This is a genomic window from Variovorax sp. OV329, from assembly GCF_900114785.1.
Classification (GTDB): Bacteria; Pseudomonadota; Gammaproteobacteria; order Burkholderiales; family Burkholderiaceae_C; genus Variovorax.
Genome location: NZ_FOUG01000014.1, coordinates 119999 through 143281 on the forward strand (window position 1 = coordinate 119999; position 23283 = coordinate 143281).

22 protein-coding genes are annotated in these 23283 nt (G+C 68.3%); 15 read left to right on the top strand and 7 right to left on the bottom strand.

Going from position 1 to position 23283, the window contains the following annotated elements; all coding sequences use genetic code 11:
• Positions 1–194: 194 nt before the first annotated feature.
• The 3 genes from BM345_RS30230 to argE all read right to left on the bottom strand — a co-directional run bounded on the left by BM345_RS30230 (position 195) and on the right by argE (position 2974).
• Positions 195–371 (bottom strand): hypothetical protein, encoded by a 177-nt coding sequence (locus tag BM345_RS30230; RefSeq protein ID WP_175545104.1) that lies wholly within the window; start codon positions 369–371, stop codon positions 195–197.
• Positions 372–473: 102 nt separating this feature from the next.
• A complete protein-coding gene (locus tag BM345_RS21420; RefSeq protein WP_254789881.1) occupies positions 474–1745 on the bottom strand; it encodes a DUF445 domain-containing protein in 1272 nt (423 codons plus the stop codon).
• A 17-nt stretch (positions 1746–1762) separates the two neighbouring features.
• The gene (gene argE / locus BM345_RS21425; protein WP_093383381.1) at positions 1763–2974 is read right to left on the bottom strand and encodes an acetylornithine deacetylase; all 1212 of its coding nucleotides are present in this window, start codon (positions 2972–2974) and stop codon (positions 1763–1765) included.
• Between the two features lie 106 nt (positions 2975–3080).
• Between argE and BM345_RS21430 the strand changes: the two genes are divergently transcribed.
• Together BM345_RS21430 and BM345_RS21435 are read left to right on the top strand one after the other, a co-directional pair.
• Positions 3081–4274, top strand: coding sequence for a M20 aminoacylase family protein (locus BM345_RS21430; RefSeq protein WP_093383384.1), 1194 nt, complete (start codon positions 3081–3083; stop codon positions 4272–4274).
• Positions 4275–4281: 7 nt separating this feature from the next.
• On the top strand, positions 4282–5379 hold the full coding sequence (locus BM345_RS21435) for a M14 family metallopeptidase (RefSeq protein ID WP_093383387.1): 1098 nt from the start codon (positions 4282–4284) through the stop codon (positions 5377–5379).
• A 6-nt stretch (positions 5380–5385) separates the two neighbouring features.
• On the opposite strand, the gene BM345_RS21440 is transcribed toward BM345_RS21435, so the two are convergent.
• Positions 5386–6159 (bottom strand): type III pantothenate kinase, encoded by a 774-nt coding sequence (locus BM345_RS21440; RefSeq protein WP_093383497.1) that lies wholly within the window; start codon positions 6157–6159, stop codon positions 5386–5388.
• A 159-nt stretch (positions 6160–6318) separates the two neighbouring features.
• Here BM345_RS21440 and lysM point away from each other — a divergent pair, with 159 nt between their 5' ends.
• Positions 6319–6798 carry a peptidoglycan-binding protein LysM gene (lysM, locus tag BM345_RS21445; RefSeq protein ID WP_093383389.1) on the top strand — a complete coding sequence of 160 codons (480 nt, stop codon included), beginning with the start codon at positions 6319–6321 and terminating at the stop codon, positions 6796–6798.
• A gap of 179 nt (positions 6799–6977) precedes the next feature.
• Here the strand turns inward: lysM and BM345_RS21450 are convergent, their stop codons facing one another.
• Positions 6978–7421, bottom strand: coding sequence for a rhodanese-like domain-containing protein (locus BM345_RS21450; RefSeq protein WP_093383392.1), 444 nt, complete (start codon positions 7419–7421; stop codon positions 6978–6980).
• A 200-nt stretch (positions 7422–7621) separates the two neighbouring features.
• Between BM345_RS21450 and BM345_RS21455 the strand changes: the two genes are divergently transcribed.
• From BM345_RS21455 to BM345_RS21485, 6 genes are all read left to right on the top strand, one after another.
• Positions 7622–8731, top strand: a complete 1110-nt coding sequence (locus tag BM345_RS21455; RefSeq protein WP_093383395.1) for a TRAP transporter substrate-binding protein — start codon at positions 7622–7624, stop codon at positions 8729–8731.
• A gap of 100 nt (positions 8732–8831) precedes the next feature.
• The gene (locus BM345_RS21460; protein ID WP_093383398.1) at positions 8832–9488 is read left to right on the top strand and encodes a TRAP transporter small permease subunit; all 657 of its coding nucleotides are present in this window, start codon (positions 8832–8834) and stop codon (positions 9486–9488) included.
• A complete protein-coding gene (locus tag BM345_RS21465; RefSeq protein ID WP_093383401.1) occupies positions 9485–11389 on the top strand; it encodes a TRAP transporter large permease subunit in 1905 nt (634 codons plus the stop codon). Before BM345_RS21460 ends, BM345_RS21465 begins: the two co-directional genes overlap by 4 nt.
• 70 nt (positions 11390–11459) lie before the next feature.
• On the top strand, positions 11460–14015 hold the full coding sequence (locus BM345_RS30235) for a DUF6600 domain-containing protein (protein ID WP_175545105.1): 2556 nt from the start codon (positions 11460–11462) through the stop codon (positions 14013–14015).
• 78 nt (positions 14016–14093) lie between these two features.
• Positions 14094–15503, top strand: a complete 1410-nt coding sequence (gene gorA, locus BM345_RS21480) for a glutathione-disulfide reductase (RefSeq protein ID WP_093383403.1) — start codon at positions 14094–14096, stop codon at positions 15501–15503.
• Positions 15504–15568: 65 nt separating this feature from the next.
• A complete protein-coding gene (locus BM345_RS21485; RefSeq protein WP_093383406.1) occupies positions 15569–17083 on the top strand; it encodes an AMP nucleosidase in 1515 nt (504 codons plus the stop codon).
• Positions 17084–17086: 3 nt separating this feature from the next.
• Here BM345_RS21485 and BM345_RS21490 read toward each other — a convergent pair whose 3' ends face one another.
• A complete protein-coding gene (locus tag BM345_RS21490) occupies positions 17087–17398 on the bottom strand; it encodes a hypothetical protein (protein ID WP_093383408.1) in 312 nt (103 codons plus the stop codon).
• Between the two features lie 61 nt (positions 17399–17459).
• Positions 17460–18197 (bottom strand): ArsR/SmtB family transcription factor, encoded by a 738-nt coding sequence (locus BM345_RS21495; protein WP_093383411.1) that lies wholly within the window; start codon positions 18195–18197, stop codon positions 17460–17462.
• A gap of 51 nt (positions 18198–18248) precedes the next feature.
• On the opposite strand from BM345_RS21495, the gene BM345_RS21500 reads away from it, so the two are divergent.
• From BM345_RS21500 to BM345_RS21525, 6 genes are all read left to right on the top strand, one after another.
• Positions 18249–19403, top strand: a complete 1155-nt coding sequence (locus BM345_RS21500; RefSeq protein WP_093383413.1) for a cytochrome P450 — start codon at positions 18249–18251, stop codon at positions 19401–19403.
• Positions 19404–19435: 32 nt separating this feature from the next.
• Positions 19436–19780 (top strand): antibiotic biosynthesis monooxygenase family protein, encoded by a 345-nt coding sequence (locus BM345_RS21505; protein WP_093383416.1) that lies wholly within the window; start codon positions 19436–19438, stop codon positions 19778–19780.
• Positions 19781–19902: 122 nt separating this feature from the next.
• Positions 19903–20826: an ATP-binding cassette domain-containing protein gene (locus BM345_RS21510; RefSeq protein WP_093383418.1), complete on the top strand. Its 924-nt coding sequence runs from the start codon at positions 19903–19905 to the stop codon at positions 20824–20826.
• Positions 20827–20833: 7 nt separating this feature from the next.
• The gene (locus BM345_RS21515) at positions 20834–21673 is read left to right on the top strand and encodes an ABC transporter permease (RefSeq protein ID WP_093383421.1); all 840 of its coding nucleotides are present in this window, start codon (positions 20834–20836) and stop codon (positions 21671–21673) included.
• 27 nt (positions 21674–21700) lie between these two features.
• Complete coding sequence (locus BM345_RS21520; RefSeq protein WP_093383423.1) at positions 21701–22102, top strand: phage holin family protein; 402 nt, start codon at positions 21701–21703, stop codon at positions 22100–22102.
• A 30-nt stretch (positions 22103–22132) separates the two neighbouring features.
• Positions 22133–23278: a zinc-binding dehydrogenase gene (locus BM345_RS21525; RefSeq protein WP_093383426.1), complete on the top strand. Its 1146-nt coding sequence runs from the start codon at positions 22133–22135 to the stop codon at positions 23276–23278.
• The last annotated feature ends 5 nt before the right edge of the window (positions 23279–23283 follow it).

Genomic DNA, 23283 nt, shown 5'->3' on the forward strand with positions numbered 1-23283 from the left:
CGGTAACTTCAGGCTGCTGACGCCCGTCGGAGTGGAGCCCCTCTCCCAGACCCTAGATGCCAGCGCAACGAAACCGAGAGTTCTTGAAGCCCGTCGGTTCTGGTCTAGAAATCGGAACTCAGCGCCCTGAATCGAACCTAGCGGTCTAGATTAGGCGACACTCCGCCGGCATCTTCTGTGTTGTGAGACAAGACTCAGGCTGCCTTCGCAGCAGGCTTGGCGCTCTTGGCGTGCTTGCTGGTGGACTTCTTCGCGTGCTTGGTCGACGAGCTGGACTTGTGCGCAGACGTGCCGTGGGTGGTGGCGGCGGAGGCTTGCACGCAGGCGGCTGCAGCGAACATGGCGATGACGATGGCGACGAGCTTCTTCATGGAATTTCCTGTTTGGAGTGGATCTTGGAAAACCTCGCGGCACGGAGGCCGAAGGCCTTCGTACAACGGCGCAGATTCAGCCGCCGTTGACCGGCTTGTTCCTCACGCGCGCAGCCATTGCGTGACCGCATGGATCGACAGGCCCACCAGTCCGCCCACCAGCGTGCCGTTGATGCGGATGAACTGCAGGTCGCGGCCCACGTTGCGCTCCAGCTCGGCGGTCATCTCGTCGGTGTTCCAGGCGTCCACCCGCTCGACGATATAGCGGCGGATGTCCTCGCGGTAGCGCTCGATGGCCAGCGGCGCGGCCGAGGTGACCTGCTCGTTGATCCAGCGGCGCATCGACGCATCGGATTGCAGGCGCTCGCCCAGTTCCTGCGCCAGCCCCGAGATGCGCGCGCCGATGGAGGACTCGGGCCGTTGAAGGTCCGCATGCAGCCAGCCCAGCAGCTCGTCCCACAGGCCGTGCAGGTACTGGCCCAGCGCGGGGTGCGCCAGCAGGTCGGCGCGCAGCTTCTCGCCGCGCGCCTGGAAGTCCGGATCGTGCTGCAGCCGCTCGACGAACTCGCGGGTGAAGACGTCGAAGCGCTGGCGCAGCGGATGCTCGGGCTGCGCCGCCAGGTCGCCGATGGTGGTCGCCACCACCGACACCACCTTGCGCGTGGCCAGGCGGGCCGCCACCTGGTCCAGGCCCACGTAGCGCAGCGCCTTGACCTCGCGGGCGATGGCGTCGGTGATGTGCTCCTGCACCGACTCGCCCTCCACCAGCGTGGCCACCTGGCGCAGCACGTCGTCCAGCAGCGCCTGGTGGCGGCCGCCTTCGGTCAGCGCCTCCAGCGCCCGGCCCGCCAGGCGTGACAGATCCAGCTTCGCCAGCCCCGCCGCCGCCGCATGCCCCAGGAAGGCGCGCACCCGGTCGTCGTCGAAGGCCGAAAGCCCGTAGCGCGCCGCCGCCACGCCCACCCGCCCCAGTTGCCGGCCGTTGTCCGGCTGCGCCATCCACTGCGCCAGCCGGCCGGCCGGGTCGAACTGCTCCAGCTTGGCCAGCACCTGCTGGGTGGACAGGAAGTTGTTGCAGATGAAGCCGGCCAGGTTGGCGCCGATGCGCGACTTGTTCTCCGGAATGATGGCCGTGTGCGGAATGGGCAGCCCCAGGGGATGCCGGAACAGCGCCACCACGGCGAACCAGTCGGCGATGGCGCCCACCATGGCCGCCTCGGCGAAGGCGGCGACATAGCCCCAGGCCAGGTGCCGGCTCTCCATGGCCGTGGCCAGCGCGTAGACGCAGGCGGCCACGCCCAACAGGCCCAGCGCGATGCGCTTCATGCGCACCAGGCGCTGCGACTGGAGGTCCTGCTGCTGCGCCGTCGCCATCCGTTAGACGAGGCGGCTCAGCCCACTTCGCGCGCCAGCGCCAGGCCGCGCATGAAGACTTCGCAGCGGGCCAGCTGGTCGAGCGTGACGTATTCGTCCGGCTGGTGCGCCTGCGTGATGCTGCCGGGGCCGCACACCACGGTGGGAATGCCGGCGTTCTTGAACAGGCCCGCCTCGGTGCCGAAGGCCACCAGGGTGGTGCTCGCATTGCCCGACAGGCGCTGCGCCAGCCGCGTGACCGGGTCGCGCGCCGAAGTCAGGAAGCTGGGAATCTCGCAGATGGTCTCGAAGCTGATGCCGGTGTCGGGCCCCACCTTCTTCATGCCGGTCTCCAGTTGCCTCGCATAGGCCAGCACGTCCTTCTGCATGGCCAGTGCGTCGGCCGTGGGCAGGTTGCGGAATTCATAGCGGAACTCGGCGTCGCGCGGCACCACGTTGTCGGCGATGCCGCCATGGAACTGGCCCACGCTGGCCGTGCTGAAGGGCACGTCGAAGCCCTCGTAGCGCGCCTCGCTCCTCTCGAAACCCTCGGCCATGTCGCGCACCTTGCCCACCAGGCGGGCCGCCATCTCGATGGCGTTGACCGACTGCGGCGTGAGGGAGGAATGCGCCTCCTTGCCGCGCACGCAGCAGCGCCAGCGGTACACACCCTTGTGGGCGATGGCCGGCACCATGTTGGTCGGCTCGCCCACGATGCAGGCCACCGGCTTGACGCCAGCCTCCTTCATGTCGGCGATGAGCTCGCGCACCCCGAAGCAGCCCACTTCCTCGTCGTAGCTGAAGGCGAAGTGCACCGCAAAGGGCGATTCGCTTTCCAGGAAGCGCTCGGCATTGGCCAGGGCGATGGCGATGAAGGCCTTCATGTCGGCGCTGCCGCGGCCGTACAGGCGCGGGCCGATCTGCTCCACGTGGCCGTCGGCGAATTCCTCCCCGGGCCAGTCCTGCACGCTGCCCGAGAGCGGGTCCACCGTCCAGTCCTGCCCGTCCCAGGGCACGGTGTCGGTGTGGCCCGAGAGAATGATGCCGCTGGGCTTGCCCGCGCCCAGGGTGGCGAAGAGGTTGGCCTTGGTCTTGTCGGCGTTCCAGGTCAGGCGGCTGCGCACGCCCAGCGCGTTGAGGTGGTCGCGCACGTACTCGATCAGTTCGAGGTTGCTGTTGGCACTGACGGTGTTCATGCGCACCAGGGTCTGGGCCATTTCCAGGGCGCGGTTCGAAAGGACATGGGACATGCGACCCATTGTGGTCCAAGTCGGCGCGCGCCGCCCTACCCACAAGGGGGCACATTCGGCGCGTGGACAACGCCTCATTCGAGGCGCTGGTCTAGACTGTCTCCCCATGAAACTGATCGATTCGCTCGTCGAGCAGGCGCCGGGCATCGCCACGCTGCGACGTGAAATCCATGCCCATCCGGAACTCTGCTACGAGGAAGTGCGCACTTCGGACCTGGTGGCCGCCAAGCTCACCGAATGGGGCATTCCCGTGCACCGCGGCATGGGCACCACCGGCGTGGTGGGCATCGTCAAGAACGGCACCAGCCCCCGCGCCGTCGGCCTGCGCGCCGACATGGACGCGCTGCCCGTGACCGAGCTCAACACCTTCGACCATGCCAGCAAGGTCCACGGCAAGATGCACGCCTGCGGCCACGACGGCCACACCGCCATGCTGCTGGCGGCGGCGCAGCACCTGTCGAAGCACCGCAACTTCGACGGCACCGTCTACCTGATCTTCCAGCCCGCCGAAGAAGGCGGCGGCGGCGCCCGCGAGATGATCAAGGACGGCCTGTTCGACAAGTTCCCCATGGACGCCGTGTTCGGCATGCACAACTGGCCGGGCATGAAGGCCGGCGAGTTCGCCGTCAGCCCCGGGCCGGTGATGGCGTCGAGCAACCAGTTCCACATCACCATCCGCGGCAAGGGCGGCCACGCGGCGCTGCCGCACACCAGCATCGACCCGGTGCCCATCGGCGCGGAAATGGTGCTGGCCTTCCAGACCATCCTCACGCGCAACATGAAGCCCACCGAGGCGGGCGTGATCTCGGTCACCATGTTCCATGCCGGCGAGGCGCCCACGGTGACGCCCGACAACGTCGAGCTGCGCGGCACGGTGCGCACCTTCACGCTGGAAGTGCTCGACCTGATCGAGCGGCGCATGAAGGAAGTGGCCGAGGGCATCTGCGCGGCGCACGGCGCGCAGCTGGACTTCGAGTTCATCCGCACCTACCCGCCCACCATCAACACCGAGGCCGAGGCCAACTTCGCCCGCCGCGTCATGGCCGGCATCGTTGGCGAGGACAACGTGCTGCCGCAGATCGGCGCCATGACCGCCGAGGACTTTTCCTTCATGCTGCAGGCCAAGCCCGGCGCCTACGCCTGGATCGGCAACGGCGACGGCGCCCACCGCGACCTGCACCACGGCGCCGGCCCCTGCACGCTGCACAACGCCAGCTACGACTTCAACGACAAGCTCATCCCGCTGGGCGCCACGATGTGGGTGCAGTTGGCCGAACAGTTCCTCAACGAGAAGAAATAGGACGCCCATGATCGGTGTGGTGGAAGCGTTTTCGCCCAGCTATGCGCTGGCGCGCCAGAGATTCCTCTCGGGCTGCATGGCCGCCGGCCTGCGGGCGCAGGCCCATGTGCACCCGCTGAAGGGCCGCGAAGGCGAGGCCCTGGCGATGGACGTGGCGCTGGACGGCGCGCCCGACGCGAAGCACCTGCTCATCCTCAGCAGCGCCTGCCACGGCGTGGAGGGCCACTGCGGCAGCGGCGTGCAGGTGTTCGCGCTGCACGACCACGAATGGCGCGACAAGGCACGCGCCGCCGGCGTGGCCGTGCTCTATGTGCATGCGCTCAATCCGCACGGCTTCTCTCACGGACGCCGGGTGACGCAGGAGAACGTCGACCTCAACCGCAATTTCTTCGACTTCGACAAGCCGCTGCCGGTGAACGCGGCCTATGCGCAGCTGGCCGAGTTGCTGCTGCCCGCGACCTGGCCGCCGACGGCGGAGAACCAGGCCGCCATCGACGCCTGGATCGCCGCCCACGGCATCAAGGCCTACCAGGCCGCGGTGACCGCCGGGCAGTACCAGTTTCCGGACGGCATGTTCTTCGGCGGCCAGGCGCCCACCTGGAGCAATTCCACCTTCCGCAAGGTGCTGCGCGAGCACGGCAAGGCGGCGCAGGCCGTGGCCTGGATCGACCTGCACACGGGCCTGGGCCCCAACGGGCACGGCGAGCGCATCTTGGCCTGCCGGGACGACAAGGCCGCCTATGCCCGGGCCAACGCCTGGTGGGGCGGCGAGCACGCGGTCACCTCGACCTACGACGGCTCCTCCACCTCGGCGCTGCTCAACGGCCTCATGTGGAACTCGATCTACGAGGAATGTCCCAAGGCCGAGTTCACCGCCATCGCGCTTGAATACGGCACGCTGCCCATGCTGGAAGTGACCGGTGCATTGCGCGCCGACCACTGGATGCACAAGCACGCGGGCCAGGCCTCGCCGGAACTGGCGGCCTCGATCCGCCAGCAGATGCGCGAGGCCTTCTACGCCGACACCGACGCGTGGAAGGGGCAGATCATCAGCCAGGCGCGGCAGGCCATGTTCCAGGCCGTGGACGGGCTGGCGAAAACCTGAAGACGCTCAGGCCTGGCGGCCGCGGTCTTCCGCGATGACCAGCAGGCCGTCCATGATCAGGCTCTCGACCAGCTGGAACTGGGTGGACATGGACGGCGCCATCTTCCAGCCCGCGCCGCCGGTCATGTAGCGCGCAGGCTCCTGGCCGGTGTGCTCGCGCAGGTGGGCCACCATGCGCTCCACCGCGCCGGCGATGGCGTAGGTGCCGCCGCTGGTGAGCGCATCGCTGGTGTTGGTCGGGAAATGCACCACCTCGCCGGTCGGCACGTGCAGGCCGGCGGTGCCGGATTCGAGAGCGCGCAGCATGATGCCGTGGCCGGGCAGGATCAGGCCGCCCAGGAACTTGCCGTCGGAATCCACGGCCTCCACCGTGACGGCGGTGCCGATCAGCACCACCACCATGGGCCGCGCGGGGCCTTCGCTCAGCATGCGGTGACGCGCGCCGATCATGGCCACCCAGCGGTCCGCGCCCAGGCGGGTCGGGTGGTCGTAGCCGTTGGTGATGCCCGCCTCGGATGTCGTGGGCACCACCCAGCGGGCGGCGCAGTCGAAACGCTCGTTGACCTGCTCCTCGGCGCGTCGGCGCACCGCGTCGCCGGCCACCACGCAGCCCAGCATGGAAGTGGCCGCCGGCAGTTCGGCCCACGGGCCTTCGGCCAGGCGCTCGATGTGGTCCAGGAACTCCGCGCCATGGGCCAGCAGCGGCGCGCCAGGGCGCGCCTGCTCGAACATGGACCATTTGAGACGGGTGTTCCCGATATCGATCGCGAGAAATGCCATGCGCGGCATTATGCAAATGCCAGCAGCGTTTGGCATTCCGCGTCGGCTTTCAGCGCGCTTGCATTTGCTTGCTTTCCAGTGCACGGGCGGCGCGCAGCCGGTCATGTTTCGCCGCTACAGTGCCTTTTCCAAACGACCCTCAAGCAAAGGAGAAATGGCATGGGATTGCTCAGTTTCATCAAGGAAGCCGGCGAGAAGCTCTTCGGCGGTTCGTCGGCGCATGCCGCCGCGCCTGCCGCCAACCCGGCGGACGCGAACGACGCCGCATCGGCTGCCATCAAGATCTACATCGACAAGCAGAACCTGGGCATTCCCAACCTGATGGTGCTGTTCGACGGCGCCTCGGGCAAGGTCACGCTGCAGGGCGACGCGCCCAGCCAGGAAGCCAGCGAGAAAGCCTCGCTCGCCGCGGGCAACGTGAGCGGCGTGGTGTCGGTGGAAAACCTGCTGGTGGCCGCCAAGCCGGCCGACGAGGCCCAGTACCACGACGTGGTCAAGGGCGACACCCTGTCGGCCATCTCGAAGAAGTATTACGGCGACGCCAACAAGTACAACGCGATCTTCGAGGCGAACAAGCCGATGCTGACGCACCCCGACAAGATCTACCCCGGCCAGAAACTGCGTATCCCCAAGCTGTGAGCCCCCCGGCTTTTCACTTCGCTTCGCTGCGTGTAATTCGCCACCCCCCGAGGGGGAGGCCCCGCCTGTGGCCTGGCAAAGCCAGTTCCGCGGCTCCGACTGGTGCCTTGCGGCTTCTCCAGTCGCTTCGCGCCTGAGGTCGCTTTGCCTGGCTGGGGCGACGGCCCGCCGCTGCGAAACTAGTTCTGCTTCCAGGGGAGGCCTCGCAGGCGCCAGCCGCCTTTGCGGCCGCGATGGCCTTCCTCGTCGTTGTCGCCCTCGAAGCCTTCGAGGATGTTGTAGGCGGCCAGGCCCAGTTCCGTCGCGCGGCGCGCCGCCGCGATGGACCGCACGCCGCTGCGGCACAACAGCACCACCTTCTGCCCGTCCGGCACCGCAGCCTGAATTCCGGCGTCGAAGTTCGGGTTGAGCGCCATGCCGGGCCATTGCTTCCACGCCACGCCGACCGCGCCGGGCACATAGCCGACCCATTCGCGCTCGGCGTCGCTGCGCACGTCCACCATCACCGCCTCGCCCTGGGCCACCCAGGCGGCCGCCTGCTCCGGCGTCACGTCGCCGGCATAGCCCTGCGCGGGCCGCACGCCCAGGCGCTCGGGACCGATCTTGGATTCCGGATTGCTCATCGCTTCACTACCTCTGGTCTCTAGGGTTTCCGCCAAGCTTGGATTGCATTGGTTCGGCACATTCACATTGAATTCTCGATCCTTCGTGAAAACCCTCTTTGTCACGAATCGTCACCGTCCAAAGATGGCGGCCCGGGCTTTCGTTTTCCTTTCATTCTTGTGTGTGCATGCCCCTGCCCGCTTCTATGGAGACAAGCGCAATGACAGAGAACAAGTCGACCCGACGCCGCAGCCTGCTCAAGGGCGCAGCCGTGGCAGCCGGCGCCATGTCCGCACCGATGGTGAGCATGGCCCAGACCACCAGCTTCCGCTTCCAGAGCACCTGGCCGGCCAAGGACATCTTCCACGAGTTTGCCAACGACTTCGCCAAGAAGGTCAATGACATGGCGGGCGGCCGCTTGAAGATCGAGGTGCTGCCGGCCGGCGCCGTGGTGCCGGCCTTCCAGCTGCTGGAGGCGGTGAACAAGGGCACGCTGGACGGCGGCCATGGCGTGGTGGCCTACCACTACGGCAAGAACTCCGCGCTGGCCCTGTGGGGCTCAGGCCCGGCCTTCGGCATGGACCCGAACATGGTGCTGTCGTGGCACTACTACGGCGGCGGCAAGGCGCTGCTGGAAGAGATCTACAAGTCCATCAACATGGACGTGGTGTCGTACCTTTATGGCCCCATGCCCACGCAACCGCTGGGCTGGTTCAAGAAGCCCATCGCGCGCACCGAGGACATCAAGGGCCTGAAGTACCGCACCGTGGGCCTGGCAGTGGACATCTTCACCGAGCTGGGCGCGGCGGTGAACCCGCTGCCCGGCGGCGAGATCGTACCCGCGCTGGACCGTGGCCTGATCGACGCGGCCGAGTTCAACAACGCGTCGAGCGACCGCGTGCTGGGCTTTCCGGACGTGGCCAAGAACTGCATGCTGCAAAGCTTCCACCAGAGCGGCGAGCAGTTCGAGATCCTGTTCAACCGCAGCAAGTACAACGCCCTGCCGCAGGAACTGAAGTCCATCATCGACTACGCAGTGCAGGCCTCGAGTGCCGACATGAGCTGGAAGGCGATCGACCGCAACACCAAGGACTACGACGAGATGAAGAAGGCGGGCATCAAGTTCTACAAGACGCCCGACGCCATCCTGCGCGCCCAGCTTGCGGCATGGGACAAGACCATTGCCAAGAAGTCGGCGGAGAACGCGTTGTTCAAGAAGGTGCTCGATTCGCAGAAGGCCTTCGCGCAGCCGGCGGGCCAATGGCAGAGCGACTACATGGTCGACTTCAAGATGGCCTACAACCACTACTTCAACGCGAAGAAATCCTGAAAGCCTGCAGCTTGCCTCGATGAACGAACAGCCTTCCGGCGCGAGCCGGAAGGCTTCTTTTGTATCCGCCGCAGGCGCCCCGCGCGCCGGCCCTTCCCGCATGAACACTCAGCGCATCCTTCACTTCGCCGATCACCTGAGCACCTGGGTCGGCAAGGCGTTCGCCTGGCTCATCGTGGCGCTCATGGTGGTGGTGTGCGCCGAGGTTTTCAAGCGCTACGCGCTGAACGCGCCCACCGCCTGGATCTACGACGCCAACAACATGATGTACGGCACGCTTTTCATGATGTGCGGCGCCTACACGCTGGCGCAGGCCGGGCATGTGCGCGGCGACTTCCTCTACGGCAGCATGAAGCCGCGCACCCAGGCCTCGCTGGACCTGGCGCTCTACGTCCTGTTCTTCCTGCCGGGCATCGGCGCCCTCACCTGGGCCGGCTGGGACTACTTCCAGGACTCCTACGCAATGCGCGAGCAGACCTTCAACGCGACACCGCTGCCGGTCTACCCCTTCAAGTTCGTGATCCCCGTGGCCGGCACCATCGTGATGCTGCAGGGCCTGGCCGAGATCCTGCGCTGCATCGTGTGCCTGCGCACCGGCGAATGGCCCGAGCGGCTCAAGGACGCCGAGGAGATGGACGTGGTGGAGCAGCAACTGGCCAGCAGTACCTACGTCGACGAAGGCGCCAAGCGCGACGTGATCGAGCATGCGAAAGCGGTCGATGAAGCTGCACGGCAACGCGGGCGGGCCAGCACATGAGCAATGCGGCACTTGGCCTCACGATGCTGGCGCTCATCGTGGTCGTGATCATGATGGGCTTCCCGACGGCGTTCACGCTGATGGGCCTGGGCATGGTCTTCGGCTTCTACGCCTTCTACGACCCGGGCAAGCCCTGGTTCGACAACCACGTCTTCGACCTGATGGTGCAGCGCACCTACGGGGCGATGACCAACGAGACACTGCTGTCCATACCGCTGTTCGTACTCATGGGCTACGTGATGGAGCGCGGCGCGCTGGTGGACAAGATGTTCCACAGCGTGCAGCTGGCATTCCGCCGCGTGCCCGGCTCGCTGGCGGTGGCCACGCTGATCATCTGCACCTTCTGGGGCATCGCCAGCGGCCTGGTGGGTGCGGTGGTGGTGCTGATGGGCGTGATCGCGATGCGGCCCATGCTCAACGCCGGCTACGACACCCGGCTGGCGGCCGGCGTGATCACCGCCGGCGGCACGCTGGGCATCCTGATCCCGCCCTCGGTGATGATCATCGTGTATGCCGCGGTGGCCGGTCAGTCGGTGGTGAAGCTCTACGCCGCGGCGATGTTCCCCGGCTTCTTCCTGGCCTTCCTGTACCTGCTCTACGTGATCGGCTGGGCGCTGCTCAGGCCCGAGGTGGCCCCGCGCCTGCCCATCGACCAGCAGCGCGCGCCCATCTCGCCGCGGGTGGCGCACATCGCGGCGCAGGTCTCGCCGCGCATGCTGCCGGCCCTGCTCGTCTCGGTGCTCGCGCCGGGCCGCGTGCTGCGCACCGCCGCGAAGGATCTGCGGCTGGGCTGGACCACGCTGGTGGGCTACCTCCTGAGTGCGCTCGCCCCCTTGATGCTGGCAGCCGTCATGCTGGGCGCGGTGTGGTGGTACGTGACCATCTATTCGCAGCAGGACAGCAATGCCGCGCCGCCGCCGGCCGCCATGGCGCAGGCCGAGGCGCCGGCTTCCACGCTGGCCGAGCCGCCGTCCAGCAGCGGCGGCCTGCAGAAGCCGCCCGGGGCCGAGACGCAATCCGCTTCCTCCGGCGACCTGCAGGAACCACCGGGCGCCGAAGCCGACCAGCCGTCCGCGGGCAGCGGTGGCGGGCTGCAGCAGCTGAACGAGCCGGTGGCCGCTCCGCATGCCGAGCCGGTGCCGCAGAACTTCTACATCGGCTTCTGGATCACCGTCGCCTTCGTGCTTGGGCTGCTGGCCTGGTACTACTGGAAGATGGACGCCGAGCAACTCGAGATCCTGCGCATGCTGGTGTCCTCGGTGATGCCGCTGGGCATCCTGACATTGGTGGTTCTGGGGGTGATCCTGTTCGGCATCACCACCGCCACCGAGTCGGCCGCGGTAGGGGCGGCGGGCGCCTTCCTCATGGCCCTGCAGGCCCGCACGCTGAACTGGCAGCGGGTGAAGGAGGCGGTTTTCCTCACCGCCAAGACCACCGCCATGGTGTGCTGGCTCTTCGTGGGCTCGGCGCTGTTCTCGGCAGTGTTCGCGCTGCTGGGCGGCCAGAGCATCATCGAGCAGTGGGTGATGGGCATGAACCTCTCGCCGCTGCAGTTCCTGCTGTTGTCGCAGGCGATCATCTTCGTGCTGGGCTGGCCACTGGAGTGGACCGAGATCATCGTGATCTTCATCCCCATCTTCCTGCCGCTGCTGGCGCACTTCCAGATCGACCCGTTGCTCTTCGGCGTGCTGGTGTTCGTGAACCTGCAGGCTGCCTTCCTGTCGCCGCCGGTGGCCATGTCGGCCTTCTACCTGAAGGGCGTGTCGCCGCCCCACGTGACCATCAACCAGATCTTCGCGGGCATGATGCCCTACATGCTGATCGTGATCCTGTGCATGGTGTTCATGTACGTCTGGCCCGGGCTCACGCTGTGGCTTCCGAAGTATCTTTACGGAGGTTGACACAAGATTTACAGCGGTCGTAGGCGGCCGCTGACAGCCAATTGAAGGGCTTGTGCGTTGTGCTTGCAGCATGACCCATCTAGCCCTTCATTCTTTCCCTGTCCGCACCGCCGCGCGCTGGCTGGGCGCGGCGCTGCTGGCCTGCCTCGCACTGGCCGCCTTCGCGCAGGACAGCGACCCGCCTGGCCGCGTGGCCTACCTCAACTACAAGCAGGGCACGGTGAGCGTGTCGCCATCTGGCGACGACAGCTGGTACGAGTCGGTGCCCAACCGCCCCTTCACCCAGGGCGACCGCATCTGGACCGACCGAAACGGCCGCGCCGAGCTGTACGTGGGCGACACCGCGATCCGCATGGACGAGGAAACCCAGCTGGAGCTCACCGAGCTGGACGACCAGCACCTGCGGCTGACCCTGCAGCAGGGCCGCGCCCAGCTGCGCCTGCGTGGCGACGGCGGCGAGCAGCAGCGCGTGGAACTGGGTACCGGCAACCTTGCGGTGGTGATGCGAGGCCCGGGCGACTACCGGGTGCTGGCTGATCCGCAAGCCGACAGCACGCAGGTGATGGTGGCCCAGGGCAGCGTCCTGGTGTATGGCGAGAACGGCCGGCAGCAGGAACTGGGCAGCCGTCAGCAGGCCACCTACACCGGCCGCGAGCTGGCCGCCGGCGGCGCACCGCAGCCCCTGCCGGCCGAGTTCGACCATTGGCTGGCCCAGCGCGGCCAGCTGGAAGAGCAGTCGGAGTCGGCCCGCTACCTGTCGCGCGAAATCCCCGGCTACCAGCAGCTGGACCAGCACGGCCAGTGGCAGAACGACCCCACCTACGGCGCGGTCTGGTACCCGAACAACGTGGCCAGCGACTGGGCGCCCTACAGCGACGGCTACTGGGCGGTGGTCGCACCCTACGGCTACACCTGGATCGACAGCGCCCCCTGGGGCTTCGCGCCCTCCCACTATGGCCGCTGGACCCGGGTCGGCCCGCGCTGGTGCTGGGTGCCGGGCCCGCGCACCGCGCGGCCTGTCTACTCGCCCGCGCTGGTCGCCTTCGTCGGCGGCTCGGGCGCTCAACTGGCGGTGCACGGCGGCCGGCCGGCGGTCGGCTGGTTCCCGCTGGCACCCGGCGAGCGCTGGCGCCCGCCCTATCGAGCGAGTGAGCGCTATGTGGACCGGGCAAACCGCATGATGCCTGCCGGCCCGCCGGGCATGGTTTCCCGCCCGGCGCCCGCCTATGCCAACCGCGAACTGCCCCATGCGGTGACGGCCGTGGCGGTGGACCGCTTCGGCCAGGGCGGCCCCATCGGTCGCCGCGACTTCGTGCGGCCACCCGCGACGGCACTGGCCAGCGCGCCGGTGTCGCAGCAGCCGCCCCTGCCCTGGGCCGGGGCGCAGGGCCGCGGCCCCGGCGGCCAGGACCGCCGCCCCGACGCCGGCTTCCCCGGGCGACGCACCCAGGCCGTGCCGCCACCCGCGGTCGCCGCGATCACGCCACCGCAGCCGGGCCGTCCGCAGGGAGACCGCGACGACTGGCGCCAGCGGCAACAACAACAACAACAACAACAACAACAACAGCAGCAACAGCAACAGCAACAGCAGGCCGAGGGTCAGCGACGTGGCCAGCCGTTCGGCCAGCAACAGCAGGTGGATGATGCTCAGCGCCGCGGCCAGCAGGATCAGATGAACCGGCAGCGCGATGCGATGCAGCAGCAACGCCAGCAGGCCGACCGTGCCGATCGCGACCAGCAGCAGTTGGCACAGCAGCAGGACAATCAGCGCCGCATCCAGCAGGCACAGCAGGACCAGGCCCGCCAGCAGCAGGAGAACGCCCTGCAGCACCAGCAGCAGCAACAACAGCAACAGTCGATGCGTCGCCAGCAGATGGACCGCGACCAGCGCGATGCCCAGGTGCGCTCGCTGCAGCAGCAGCAAGCCCAGCAGCAGGCGATCCAGCAGGGCCAGCAGCAGCAACTACAACAGCAGCAGGCCGCCATGCGCCAGCAGATGGAGCAACAACGCCAGCAAGGGGACGCGCAACGGCTGCAGCGGCAACAGCAAGTCGAGGAGCAGCAGCGCCAGCAACAGCTCCAGCAGCAGCAACTCCAACAACAGCAGTTGCAGCAGCAGCAGATGCAGCGACAGCAACAGGAAGCGCAGATGCGCGCCCAGCAGCGGACCCAGCAGGACGCACAACAACAACAACAACAACAACAACAGCAGCAGATGCAGCGTCAGCAGCAGGAAATGCAGGTGCGCGCCCAGCAGGCGCAGCAGCAGGCCCAGCAGCAGCAACAGATGCAGCGCCAGCAGCAGGAGATGCAGATGCGTGCCCAGCAGCAACAGCAGGAGGCCCAGCGTCAGCAGCAGATGCAGCATCAGCAACACGAGATGCAGATGCGCGCCCAGCAGCAAGCCCAGCAACAGCAGGCTCAGCAACAGCAACAGCAGATGCACCGCCAACAGCAGGAGACGCAGATGCGTGCGCAGCACGCGCAACAACAGGCGCAGCAGCAACAACAGCAAGCTCAGCAACAAGCCCAGCAGCAGGCACAGCGCGAGCGCCAGCAAGGCGGCAACCGAAACAACCGCGGCGGGCCCAACGGCAACAACAACAACGACCCGCAGCAGCGCTGACCGGCGCCGGCCGGCGCTATTTCCATCGGCCCCAACGGACATCCCCCAGCGGCTAAAGTGCCGCCGGAGGAGTTCCTGATGGCCGATACCACTTCATCATCCAAGCACCCGCACGACTTCGACCTGTTCGTCATCGGAGGCGGCAGCGGCGGCGTGCGCGCCGCGCGCATGGCGGCGGCCCGCGGCGCTCGCGTGGCGCTGGCCGAATCCGGCGCGCTGGGCGGCACCTGTGTCAACGTGGGCTGCATTCCCAAGAAGCTCTACAGCTACGCGGCCGGCTATGCCGAGGCCTTCGAGGAAGCCCAGGGCTACGGCTGGAAACTGCCGGCCGCGCCGCAGTTCGACTGGCAGCACCTGAAGACGCAGCGCGCCAAGGAAATCGCCCGGCTCAACGCGGTCTATCTCAACCTGCTCGACGGCCCGGGCGTACGCGTGCTGCAGGGCCGCGCACGCTTCGCGGGCGACGCACACACCCTGGAGGTCAATGGCGAGCGGTACACGGCACAGCAGGTGATCGTCGCCACCGGCGGGCGGCCCTACACGCCAGAGTTCCCGGGGCGCGAGCTCGCCACGGTGTCCGACGCGATGTTCGACCTGGAGCCTTTCCCCAAGCGCCTGGTGGTGGTGGGCGGCGGCTACATCGCCTGCGAGTTCGCCTCCATCTTCAAGGGCCTGGGCTCGCAGGTGACGCAACTGCTGCGCCGCGCGCATGTGCTCACGGGCTTCGACGAGGACCTGCGCCATTTCATCGCCGACGAGATGGGCAAGACAGGCATCGACATCCGCTGCAACGTGCAGGTGAGTTCCATCCACCGGAAGGACGGCGAGCTGGTCGTCATGCTGGACCGCGGCCAGGAACTGCGCGCCGACGCGGTTCTATTCGCCACCGGCCGCGTGCCCAACACCGAGGACCTGGGCCTGGCCGAGGCCGGCATCGAGCTGGACGAACGTGGCGGCATCCGCGTCGACGAGCGCTACCGCAGCTCCGTGCCCACCGTGCACGCGCTGGGCGATGTGTCCACCCGCATCCAGCTCACGCCCGTGGCACTGGCCGAGGCCATGGTGGTGGTGGACGAACTTTTTCCCGACCCGAAGCGGCGCGGCAACCCGCGCCAGCCGCCCGACTATGACTTCGTGCCCACGGCGGTGTTCACGCACCCGAACATCGCCACCTGCGGCTACACCGAGGCGCAGGCGCGCAAGCGTTTCGGCGAGGACAAGGTCACCGTGTACTGCACCGAGTTCAAGACCCTGCGCCACACCCTCTCGGGTCGCAGCGAGCGCACGTTCATGAAGCTGCTGGTCGACGACGCCACCGACCGCGTGGTGGGCCTGCACATGGTGGGCGCCGACGCCGGCGAGATCGTGCAGGGCTTCGCCGTGGCCATGCAGGCGGGCGCCACCAAGGCGCACTTCGACCGCACCGTGGGCATCCACCCCACCTCGGCCGAGGAATTCGTGACCATGCGCGAGCCCAGCGTGGGCTGAACGCCCCATCCGTCGCGGCAGTCTGCCGCCGCGACGACACGCGGGCGTTGCACAATGGAATCGATATGTCACACATGCCCGAATTCATCGCGCCCCAGCGCTTCACCGACGCCGCGGCCGCCTTCGACCAGGTGGAGCTCATCTACCGAAGCGGCCTGAAGCACCTGCGCGAGGCGATGCTGGGCTTCGTAGCCGGCCAGAGCATGCCCGGCCGCGTGCGGGCCTGCTACCCCTTCGTGCGGGTGCACACGCACACCAGCGCGCGCGGCGTGGCGGTCAACGGCCTGTCCTACGGCTTCGTCGCCGGCCCGGGCCGCTTCGAGACCACGCTGACCCGCCCGGACCTGTTCCGCCGCTACTACAAGGAGCAGTTCCGCCTGCTGCTGGAGAACCACGGCATGGAACTGGAGGTGGGCACCAGCACGCAGCCCATCCCCATCCACTTCTCCTTCGCCGAGAACGACCACATCGAGGGCTCGATGAGCCCCGAGCGGCGCGCCCTGATGCGCGACGTGTTCGACCTGCCCGACCTGGGCGCGATGGACGACGGCATCGCCAACGGCACCTACGAGGCCCGGCCGGGCGAGGCACAGCCGCTGTCGCTGTTCACGGCCGCGCGGGTGGACTATTCGCTGCACCGCCTGCGCCACTACACCGGCACCGCGCCCGACTGGTTCCAGAACTTCGTGCTGTTCACCAACTACCAGTTCTACATCGACGAGTTCGTGCGCCTGGGCCGCGAGGCCATGACCGACGAGAAGAGCGAGTACATCGCCTTCATCGAGCCGGGCAACGTGGTCACGCGCCGGCGCGGCATGGCGCCGGGCGCCTGCGCGCCCGATTTCGCCGCGCTGCTGGACGGCACCCAGGGGACGCCGCCCCCGCGGCTGCCGCAGATGCCCGGCTACCACCTGGTGCGCGAAGACCACAGCGGCATCAGCATGGTGAACATCGGCGTGGGCCCGGCCAACGCCAAGACCATCACCGACCACATCGCGGTGCTGCGCCCGCATGCCTGGATGATGCTGGGCCACTGTGCCGGCCTGCGGCCCAGCCAGCAACTGGGCGACTACGTGCTCGCCCACGCCTACGTGCGCGAGGACCACGTGCTGGACGAAGAGCTGCCGCTGTGGGTGCCCATTCCGGCGCTGTCGGAGATCCAGCTGGCGCTGGAGCAGGCGGTGGAGCAGATCACGCAGGTGAGCGGCCCCGACCTGAAGAAGATCATGCGCACCGGCACGGTGGCCAGCACCGACAACCGCAACTGGGAGCTGCTGCCGGGCAACCAGCCGCAGCGCCGCTTCAGCCAGAGCCGCGCGGTGGCGCTGGACATGGAGAGCGCCACCATCGCGGCCAACGGCTTCCGCTTCCGCGTGCCCTACGGCACCCTGCTGTGCGTGAGCGACAAACCGCTGCACGGCGAGATCAAGCTGCCCGGCATGGCCAACCACTTCTACCGCGAGCGGGTGGAGCAGCACCTGCGCATCGGCATGGCGGCCATCGACATCCTGCGGCGCGAAGGCAGCAGCCGGCTGCACAGCCGCAAGCTGCGCAGCTTTGCGGAAGTGGCCTTCCAATAGGTCTCAGCCGGCCCCGATGCCAAAATGCTGGCGAAAGGCCTCGCAGAAGCTGGCCGAGCCGGCCAGCGTCAGGCTGAAGCAGCGGCGGGGTGGGCTGCCGGGCTCGTCGCTCAACTGCAGCTCCGCATCCCAGTCGCCGCCCTCTTCCATCGGGCCGCGCCGGCCGGCGAACTGCGCCTCGGCCCAGGCCAATACGCCGTCGACCTCGGCCTGCACCTGCGCCGCATCGGCCTCGGTGACCGAGGCCATGGCGTCGAACACGCCGGTGCCGTCGTCGCCCTCGCTGTAGTCGAAGTCCAGCCAGCGCAGGCTCATCGGAGTTCCTTCGTGCTTCGCACCGCGCTGCGAGTTGGCTTGCGGCGGCCCGGCGCGGCGCTCATGCCACCGCTTCCGCGGCCACGAGGAAGGGCATCTCGCGCCGCCCTTTCGGCGTGAGGGCGAGCGCCCGCGAATCCAGGTCGGGGCGGACCCAGCCGCGCCGCACCGCCAGTTCGAGCCAGGCCGCTGCCAGCGCGCCGCCCAGGTGCGGCCGTCGCTCGCTCCAGTCGACGCAGGCGCAGGCGAAGCGGCGGCGCCTGGCGCGCGCGGCCTCCACGTCCACGCCCCAGTCCTGCAGCGCGCGTTCGCCGGCGGACGTGAGCTCGTAGCCGCCTTCCTCGCCGGCCTTGTCGCCCAGCCAGCCCTGGGACTGCAGGTGGTCGTGCAGCGCCACGCCGGCGGCACCGGCCATGTGGTCGTAGCAGGTGCGCGCCAGGCGCAGCCGGCTGGGCGTGCTGGGCTTGAAGCGCTGGCGCGGCGTGCCGGCCACCACCTGCAAGGCTTCCAAGGCTGCCGCCACTTCGCGGCTGGACAGGCGGAAGTACCGGTGCTTGCCCTGTGCCAGGGTCTCCACCAGGCCCTGCTCGCGCAGCTTGGCCAGGTGCGCGCTGGCGGTGGAAGGCGCCACCTCGGCCAGCACGGCCAGCTCGGTGGCGGTGCGGGCATGCCGGTCCAGCAACGAGCACAGCATGCGGGCGCGCGCGGGCTCGGCGATGGCCGAGGCGAGGCGGGCCAGGCGCAGGTCGGCGTCGTCTTCCTCGGGCTGCGTTCGTTGTCCGGCGTTTCGTGCATTCATATTTCGATGCTAGACGAAGTGTGGTTTCGCGGCAAAGGCAGACTGCAGCCCATGACGCACGAAGCCCCATCCGATGCCATCGCCGCCGCCACCCACGCGGACCCCTACCCTTTCTACGCCCAGTTGCGCGCCGGCCCACCCCTGCTGCGCGACGACCGGCTGGGCCTGTGGATCGCCAGCCGCGCCGAGGTGGTGATGCAGGTGCTGGCGCATCCGCAGCTGCGCGTGCGCCCCGTCGCCGAGCCGGTGCCGCGCGCCATCGTCGGCCTGCCGGCGGGCGAGCTGTTCTCGCAACTGATCCGCATGAACGACGGCCCGCTTCACGCCATGCACCGTCCGGTGCTGCAGCGCGGACTGGCAGGCCTGGACCTGCGCGCCGTCCATTCGCTGGCGCGCGAAGTGGCGGACGAGCTGAAGGCGGACTCGCTGGACGACTGGTGCCTGGCGATGCCGGTGAGCGCGGTCGCTGCCCTGCTCGGCTTTCATTCGGCGCAATGGCCCGCCCTGGCCCGGTGGACCCGCGACTTCGTCGCCTGCCTGTCGCCCCTGTCCAGCGCCGAGCAGCTGCAGGGCGCCAGCCAGGCCGCGCACGAACTGCTGGTGCGCTTCGAGCCGCTGATGGCATCGGCCCAGCCCGGCAGCCTGCTGGCCGGCATTCAAGAGCAGGCGGCGCGCTCGCCCGAGGTGCAGCGCCGCGTGCTGCTGTGCAACCTGGTCGGCCTGCTGTCTCAGACCTGCGAGGGCACCGCCGGCCTGCTGGGCAATGCCATCGTCGCGCTGCGGCGCGAGCCGGGGCTGCACGATGCCTTCACGCAGGGCCGGGTGATGGCGCAAGACATCGTGGCCGAGGTCGCGCGGCATGACTCGTCCGTGCAGAACACGCGGCGCTTCGTCGCCGAACCCGCCGTCGTGGCCGGCACCGCGCTGGCGGCGGGCGATGCCATCCTGGTGCTTCTCGCCTCCGCGCAGCGCGACGAAGCCCTGCACCCGGACCCCGACCGCTTCGATGTCTCACGCAGCGAACGCCACCTGCTGGGCTTCGGCCACGGCCCGCATGCCTGCCCGGGCATGGCGCTGGCGCTGGCCATCGCGGCCGCCGGGCTGGAATCGCTTGGCAGGCGGCGCCTGGCCGATGCAGCATCGCTGCCTGCGCGGTGGCACTACCGGCGCTCGGTCAACGGCCGGCTGCCGCAGTTCTCCGCCTGATGAACCCGAACAACGACAAGGAACGACCCACGATGCATGCCGTGATCTTCGAAGTCTGGCCCGCCCCCGGCGAGCGCGACACCTACCTGCAGATGGCCGCCGCGCTGCGGGAACAGCTCGTGCAGATGGATGGCTTCATCTCCATCGAGCGCTTCGAGAGCCTGAGCGAGCCCGGCAAGATGCTCAGCCTGAGCTTCTGGCGCGACGAAGCCTCATTGGCGGCCTGGCGCAACATCGAAGCGCACCGCCGCGCCCAGGCCGCGGGCCGCGGCCAGGTGTTTGCCGACTACCGCCTGCGCATCGCCGAGGTGGCGCGCGACTACGGCATGACGGAGCGCGAGGAGGCGCCCAGGGACAGCCGGCAGGCGCACGGCTGATTCCCGTGCCGGCACGCCGTGAAATGGAGGCTCGCATATAGTCGGCCGGACCCCGCGCACCGCGCGAGGCGCAGCAACCGCTCGGGATGGCCCGGCGCCGGTTGGCGATCCGCAGGAGCCGAATGTCCCAGCCGCTTTTCCAAGCCACCGCGCTGCGCAAGCACTACGGCGACCAGGTCGTGGTGAACGACCTGTCCTTCCACATCGCGCCGGGCGAATGCCTGGGCGTGATCGGGCCCAACGGCGCGGGCAAGACCACCACCATCCGCATGTGCCTGGGGCTGACCAACCCCGACGCGGGCCGCATCGAGGCGCTGGGCCACGTGATGCCGCAGGACGCGCGCATCATCAAGGCGCAACTGGGCGTGGTGAGCCAGTTCGACACGCTGGACCCGGACTTCAGCTGCGCGGAGAACCTGGTGGTTTATGCGCGCTACTTCGGCATCGGCAAGAAGACGATGGCCGCGCGCGTTCCGAAGCTGCTGGAATTCGCCGCCCTCTCGCACAAGGCCGACGCCAAGCCGGGGGACCTCTCGGGCGGCATGCGCAGGCGGCTGTCGCTGGCACGCTCGCTGGTGAACGACCCCAAGCTGCTGATGCTGGACGAGCCCACCACCGGCCTGGACCCGCAGGCGCGCCACCTGATGTGGGAGCGGCTGCAGCTGCTGCTGCAGCAGGGCAAGTCCATCCTGCTCACCACCCACTTCATGGACGAGGCCGAGCGCCTGTGCTCGCGCCTGATCGTGCTGGACCACGGCCGCAAGATCGCCGAGGGCCGGCCGCGCGAACTCATCGCCCAGCACCTGGAGCCCGATGTGGTGGAGGTGTATGGCAACGGCGCGGTCTCGCTGGCCCAGTCGCCGCTCAAGGAACTGGCGGCGCGGGTGGAGGTAAGCGGCGAGACGGTCTTCTTCTACACGCAGGACGCACGGCGCCTGCTCGATGCACTGGGCCAGCACGGCGGCCTGCGCACCTTCCATCGCCCGGCCAACCTGGAGGACCTGTTCCTCAAGCTCACCGGCCGGCAGATCCGAGAGGACGGCTGACACCATCATGAGCAGCAGCAGCAACGACACCCAAGTCCTGAACGGCCCCGTCCTGCCCTCCCCCTGGCGCCCGCCACAGCTCACCCTGCGCTGGTGGCCGGTGTTCCTGCGCAACCTGCTGGTGTGGCGCAAGCTGGCCATTCCCAGCCTGATCGGCAACATCGCCGAGCCGCTGATCTGGCTGGTGGCCTTCGGCTACGGCATGGGTTCGCTGGTGGGCACCGTGGCGGTCAACGGCACGCAGGTGCCCTACATCCTGTTCCTGGCCAGCGGCTCGATCTGCATGAGCGCGATGAACGCGGCTTCCTTCGAGGCGCTGTACTCGGCCTTCTCACGCATGCATGTGCAGAAGACCTGGGACGGCATCATGAACGCGCCGGTGGGGCTGGACGACATCGTGCTGGCCGAGATGCTGTGGGCCGGCTTCAAGGCCATCTTCACCACCACCGCGATCCTGTTCGTGATGCTGGCGCTCGACATCAGCCACAGCCCCAAGCTCGTCGTCGCCTGGTTCGTGCTGGTGGGCGTGGGCATCACCTTCTCGTGCATCGCGCTCATCTTCAACGCGCTGGCCAAGGGCTACGACTTCTTCACCTACTACTTCACGCTGTTCATGACGCCCATGATGTTTCTCTCGGGCGTGTTCTTCCCGCTGGAGCAGCTGCCCGAGGTGGTGCGCGCCATCGCCAACTGGCTGCCGCTGGCCAATGCGGTGGCGCTGGTGCGACCGCTCTTCATGGACCAGTGGCCGGCCAACTGGCTGCAGCATGCGCTGGTGCTGGTCGTCTACACCGTGGCCGCCTTCTGGATCTCGCTGGCGCTGACGCGCCGGCGTTTCGCAAAATAAAGCCATTGACCCAAGGCAACAACGAACATGCTGCAGAACCTCACCGCCTTCTTCCTCCACTGGGCCATCACCGGCCTGTGCCTCTGGATCGCCAGTCTGGTCTTCCGGGGCATCCGCTTCGACAGCACCGGCGCGCTCATCGGATCGGCGCTGCTGCTGGGCCTGGCCAATGCGCTGGTGAAGCCGCTCCTGATCGTGCTGACGCTGCCGCTCACGCTGATCACCTTCGGCCTGTTCCTGCTGGTGATCAACGCGCTGGTGCTGCTGCTGGTGGCCTGGCTGGTGAAGGGCTTCAAGGTGTCGGGCTTCTGGACGGCCGTGTTCGCCAGCCTGTTCATCTCGGTCCTGAGCCTCATCATCGGCGGCTTCTTCGTGGGCGGCACGCCCGACACCCAGATCCGGATGCCCAGCGGCGGCACCTGGCTCTGATTCCTTTTTTCCCGCACCAGGAGAACATCCATGAGCACTTCGCAACAACGCACCAACCTGCAACTGCGCTCGCTCGTCAAGAAGAGCGGCGAGCTGGAGTTGTCGCTGGTCGACACGCCCCTGCCCACGCCCGGCCCCGACGAGGTGCTGGTGCGGATCGAGGGCGCGCCGATCAATCCCTCGGACCTGGGCCTGCTGTTCGGCGCCGCCGACATGCGCGGCGCGCAGGCCTCGGTGGACGGCCACGGCCGCCCGGTGATCACGGCGCGCGTGCCCGAAGGCGCCGCCCTGCGGGCCATGGCGGCGCGGCTGGACCAGTCCATGCCGGTGGGCAACGAGGGCGCGGGCACGGTGGTGGAGGCCGGCTCGTCGCCGGCCGCCCAGGCCCTGGTCGGCAAGAAGGTGGCGGCCCTGGGCGGCGCCATGTATTCGCAATGGCGCGTGGTGCCGCTGGCGCAGTGCCTGCCGCTGCCCGAGGGCGCCACCGCGGCGCAGGGCGCCTCGTCCTTCGTCAACCCGCTCACCGCGCTGGGCATGGTCGAGACCATGCGGCGCGAGGGCCACAAGGCTCTGGTGCACACGGCGGCGGCCTCCAACCTGGGGCAGATGCTCAACCGCATCTGCCAGAAGGACGGCGTGCCGCTGGTGAACATCGTGCGCAAGCCCGAGCAGGCGGAACTGCTCAAGGGCATGGGCGCGCAGTACGTGTGCGACAGCAGCTCGCCCGGCTTCCTGCAGGAGCTGACCGATGCGCTCGCCGCCACCGGCGCCACCATCGCCTTCGACGCCACCGGCGGCGGGCCGCTGGCGGGGCAGATCCTGGGCTGCATGGAAGCTGCGATCAACCGCAACGCGAAGGAATACAGCCGCTACGGCTCGACCACGCACAAGCAGGTCTACATCTACGGCGGCCTGGACATGCGGCCCACCGAGTTCAACCGCAACTTCGGCATGACCTGGGGCATGGGCGGCTGGCTGCTCTTTCCCTTCCTGCAGAAGGCCGGGCCGGCCACGGTGCAGGCGCTCAAGGACCGGGTGGCGGCCGAGCTCACCACCACCTTCGCCAGCCACTACTCCAAGGAGATCTCGCTGGCCGAGATGCTCGACCTGGAGGTGATCGGCGTCTACAACCAGCGCGCCACCGGGACCAAGTACCTGGTCAATCCAGGCAAGTAGGCCGG

What these genes read in the sequence shown, in the direction of transcription:
- BM345_RS21455 (WP_093383395.1), top strand. Translation starts at nt 7,622, where the DNA reads ATGACAGAGAACAAGTCGACCCGACGCCGCAGCCTGCTCAAGGGCGCA.
- BM345_RS21460 (WP_093383398.1), top strand. Translation starts at nt 8,832, where the DNA reads ATGAACACTCAGCGCATCCTTCACTTCGCCGATCACCTGAGCACCTGG.
- BM345_RS21510 (WP_093383418.1), top strand. Translation starts at nt 19,903, where the DNA reads ATGTCCCAGCCGCTTTTCCAAGCCACCGCGCTGCGCAAGCACTACGGC.
- BM345_RS21520 (WP_093383423.1), top strand. Translation starts at nt 21,701, where the DNA reads ATGCTGCAGAACCTCACCGCCTTCTTCCTCCACTGGGCCATCACCGGC.
- BM345_RS21485 (WP_093383406.1), top strand. Translation starts at nt 15,569, where the DNA reads ATGTCACACATGCCCGAATTCATCGCGCCCCAGCGCTTCACCGACGCC.
- gorA (WP_093383403.1), top strand. Translation starts at nt 14,094, where the DNA reads ATGGCCGATACCACTTCATCATCCAAGCACCCGCACGACTTCGACCTG.
- BM345_RS21440 (WP_093383497.1), bottom strand. Translation starts at nt 6,159, where the DNA reads ATGGCATTTCTCGCGATCGATATCGGGAACACCCGTCTCAAATGGTCC.
- argE (WP_093383381.1), bottom strand. Translation starts at nt 2,974, where the DNA reads ATGTCCCATGTCCTTTCGAACCGCGCCCTGGAAATGGCCCAGACCCTG.
- BM345_RS21490 (WP_093383408.1), bottom strand. Translation starts at nt 17,398, where the DNA reads ATGAGCCTGCGCTGGCTGGACTTCGACTACAGCGAGGGCGACGACGGC.
- BM345_RS21420 (WP_254789881.1), bottom strand. Translation starts at nt 1,745, where the DNA reads ATGGCGACGGCGCAGCAGCAGGACCTCCAGTCGCAGCGCCTGGTGCGC.
- BM345_RS30235 (WP_175545105.1), top strand. Translation starts at nt 11,460, where the DNA reads ATGACCCATCTAGCCCTTCATTCTTTCCCTGTCCGCACCGCCGCGCGC.
- BM345_RS21505 (WP_093383416.1), top strand. Translation starts at nt 19,436, where the DNA reads ATGCATGCCGTGATCTTCGAAGTCTGGCCCGCCCCCGGCGAGCGCGAC.
- BM345_RS21515 (WP_093383421.1), top strand. Translation starts at nt 20,834, where the DNA reads ATGAGCAGCAGCAGCAACGACACCCAAGTCCTGAACGGCCCCGTCCTG.
- BM345_RS21435 (WP_093383387.1), top strand. Translation starts at nt 4,282, where the DNA reads ATGATCGGTGTGGTGGAAGCGTTTTCGCCCAGCTATGCGCTGGCGCGC.
- BM345_RS21465 (WP_093383401.1), top strand. Translation starts at nt 9,485, where the DNA reads ATGAGCAATGCGGCACTTGGCCTCACGATGCTGGCGCTCATCGTGGTC.
- BM345_RS21525 (WP_093383426.1), top strand. Translation starts at nt 22,133, where the DNA reads ATGAGCACTTCGCAACAACGCACCAACCTGCAACTGCGCTCGCTCGTC.
- BM345_RS21495 (WP_093383411.1), bottom strand. Translation starts at nt 18,197, where the DNA reads ATGAATGCACGAAACGCCGGACAACGAACGCAGCCCGAGGAAGACGAC.
- BM345_RS21500 (WP_093383413.1), top strand. Translation starts at nt 18,249, where the DNA reads ATGACGCACGAAGCCCCATCCGATGCCATCGCCGCCGCCACCCACGCG.
- BM345_RS21430 (WP_093383384.1), top strand. Translation starts at nt 3,081, where the DNA reads ATGAAACTGATCGATTCGCTCGTCGAGCAGGCGCCGGGCATCGCCACG.
- BM345_RS30230 (WP_175545104.1), bottom strand. Translation starts at nt 371, where the DNA reads ATGAAGAAGCTCGTCGCCATCGTCATCGCCATGTTCGCTGCAGCCGCC.
- BM345_RS21450 (WP_093383392.1), bottom strand. Translation starts at nt 7,421, where the DNA reads ATGAGCAATCCGGAATCCAAGATCGGTCCCGAGCGCCTGGGCGTGCGG.
- lysM (WP_093383389.1), top strand. Translation starts at nt 6,319, where the DNA reads ATGGGATTGCTCAGTTTCATCAAGGAAGCCGGCGAGAAGCTCTTCGGC.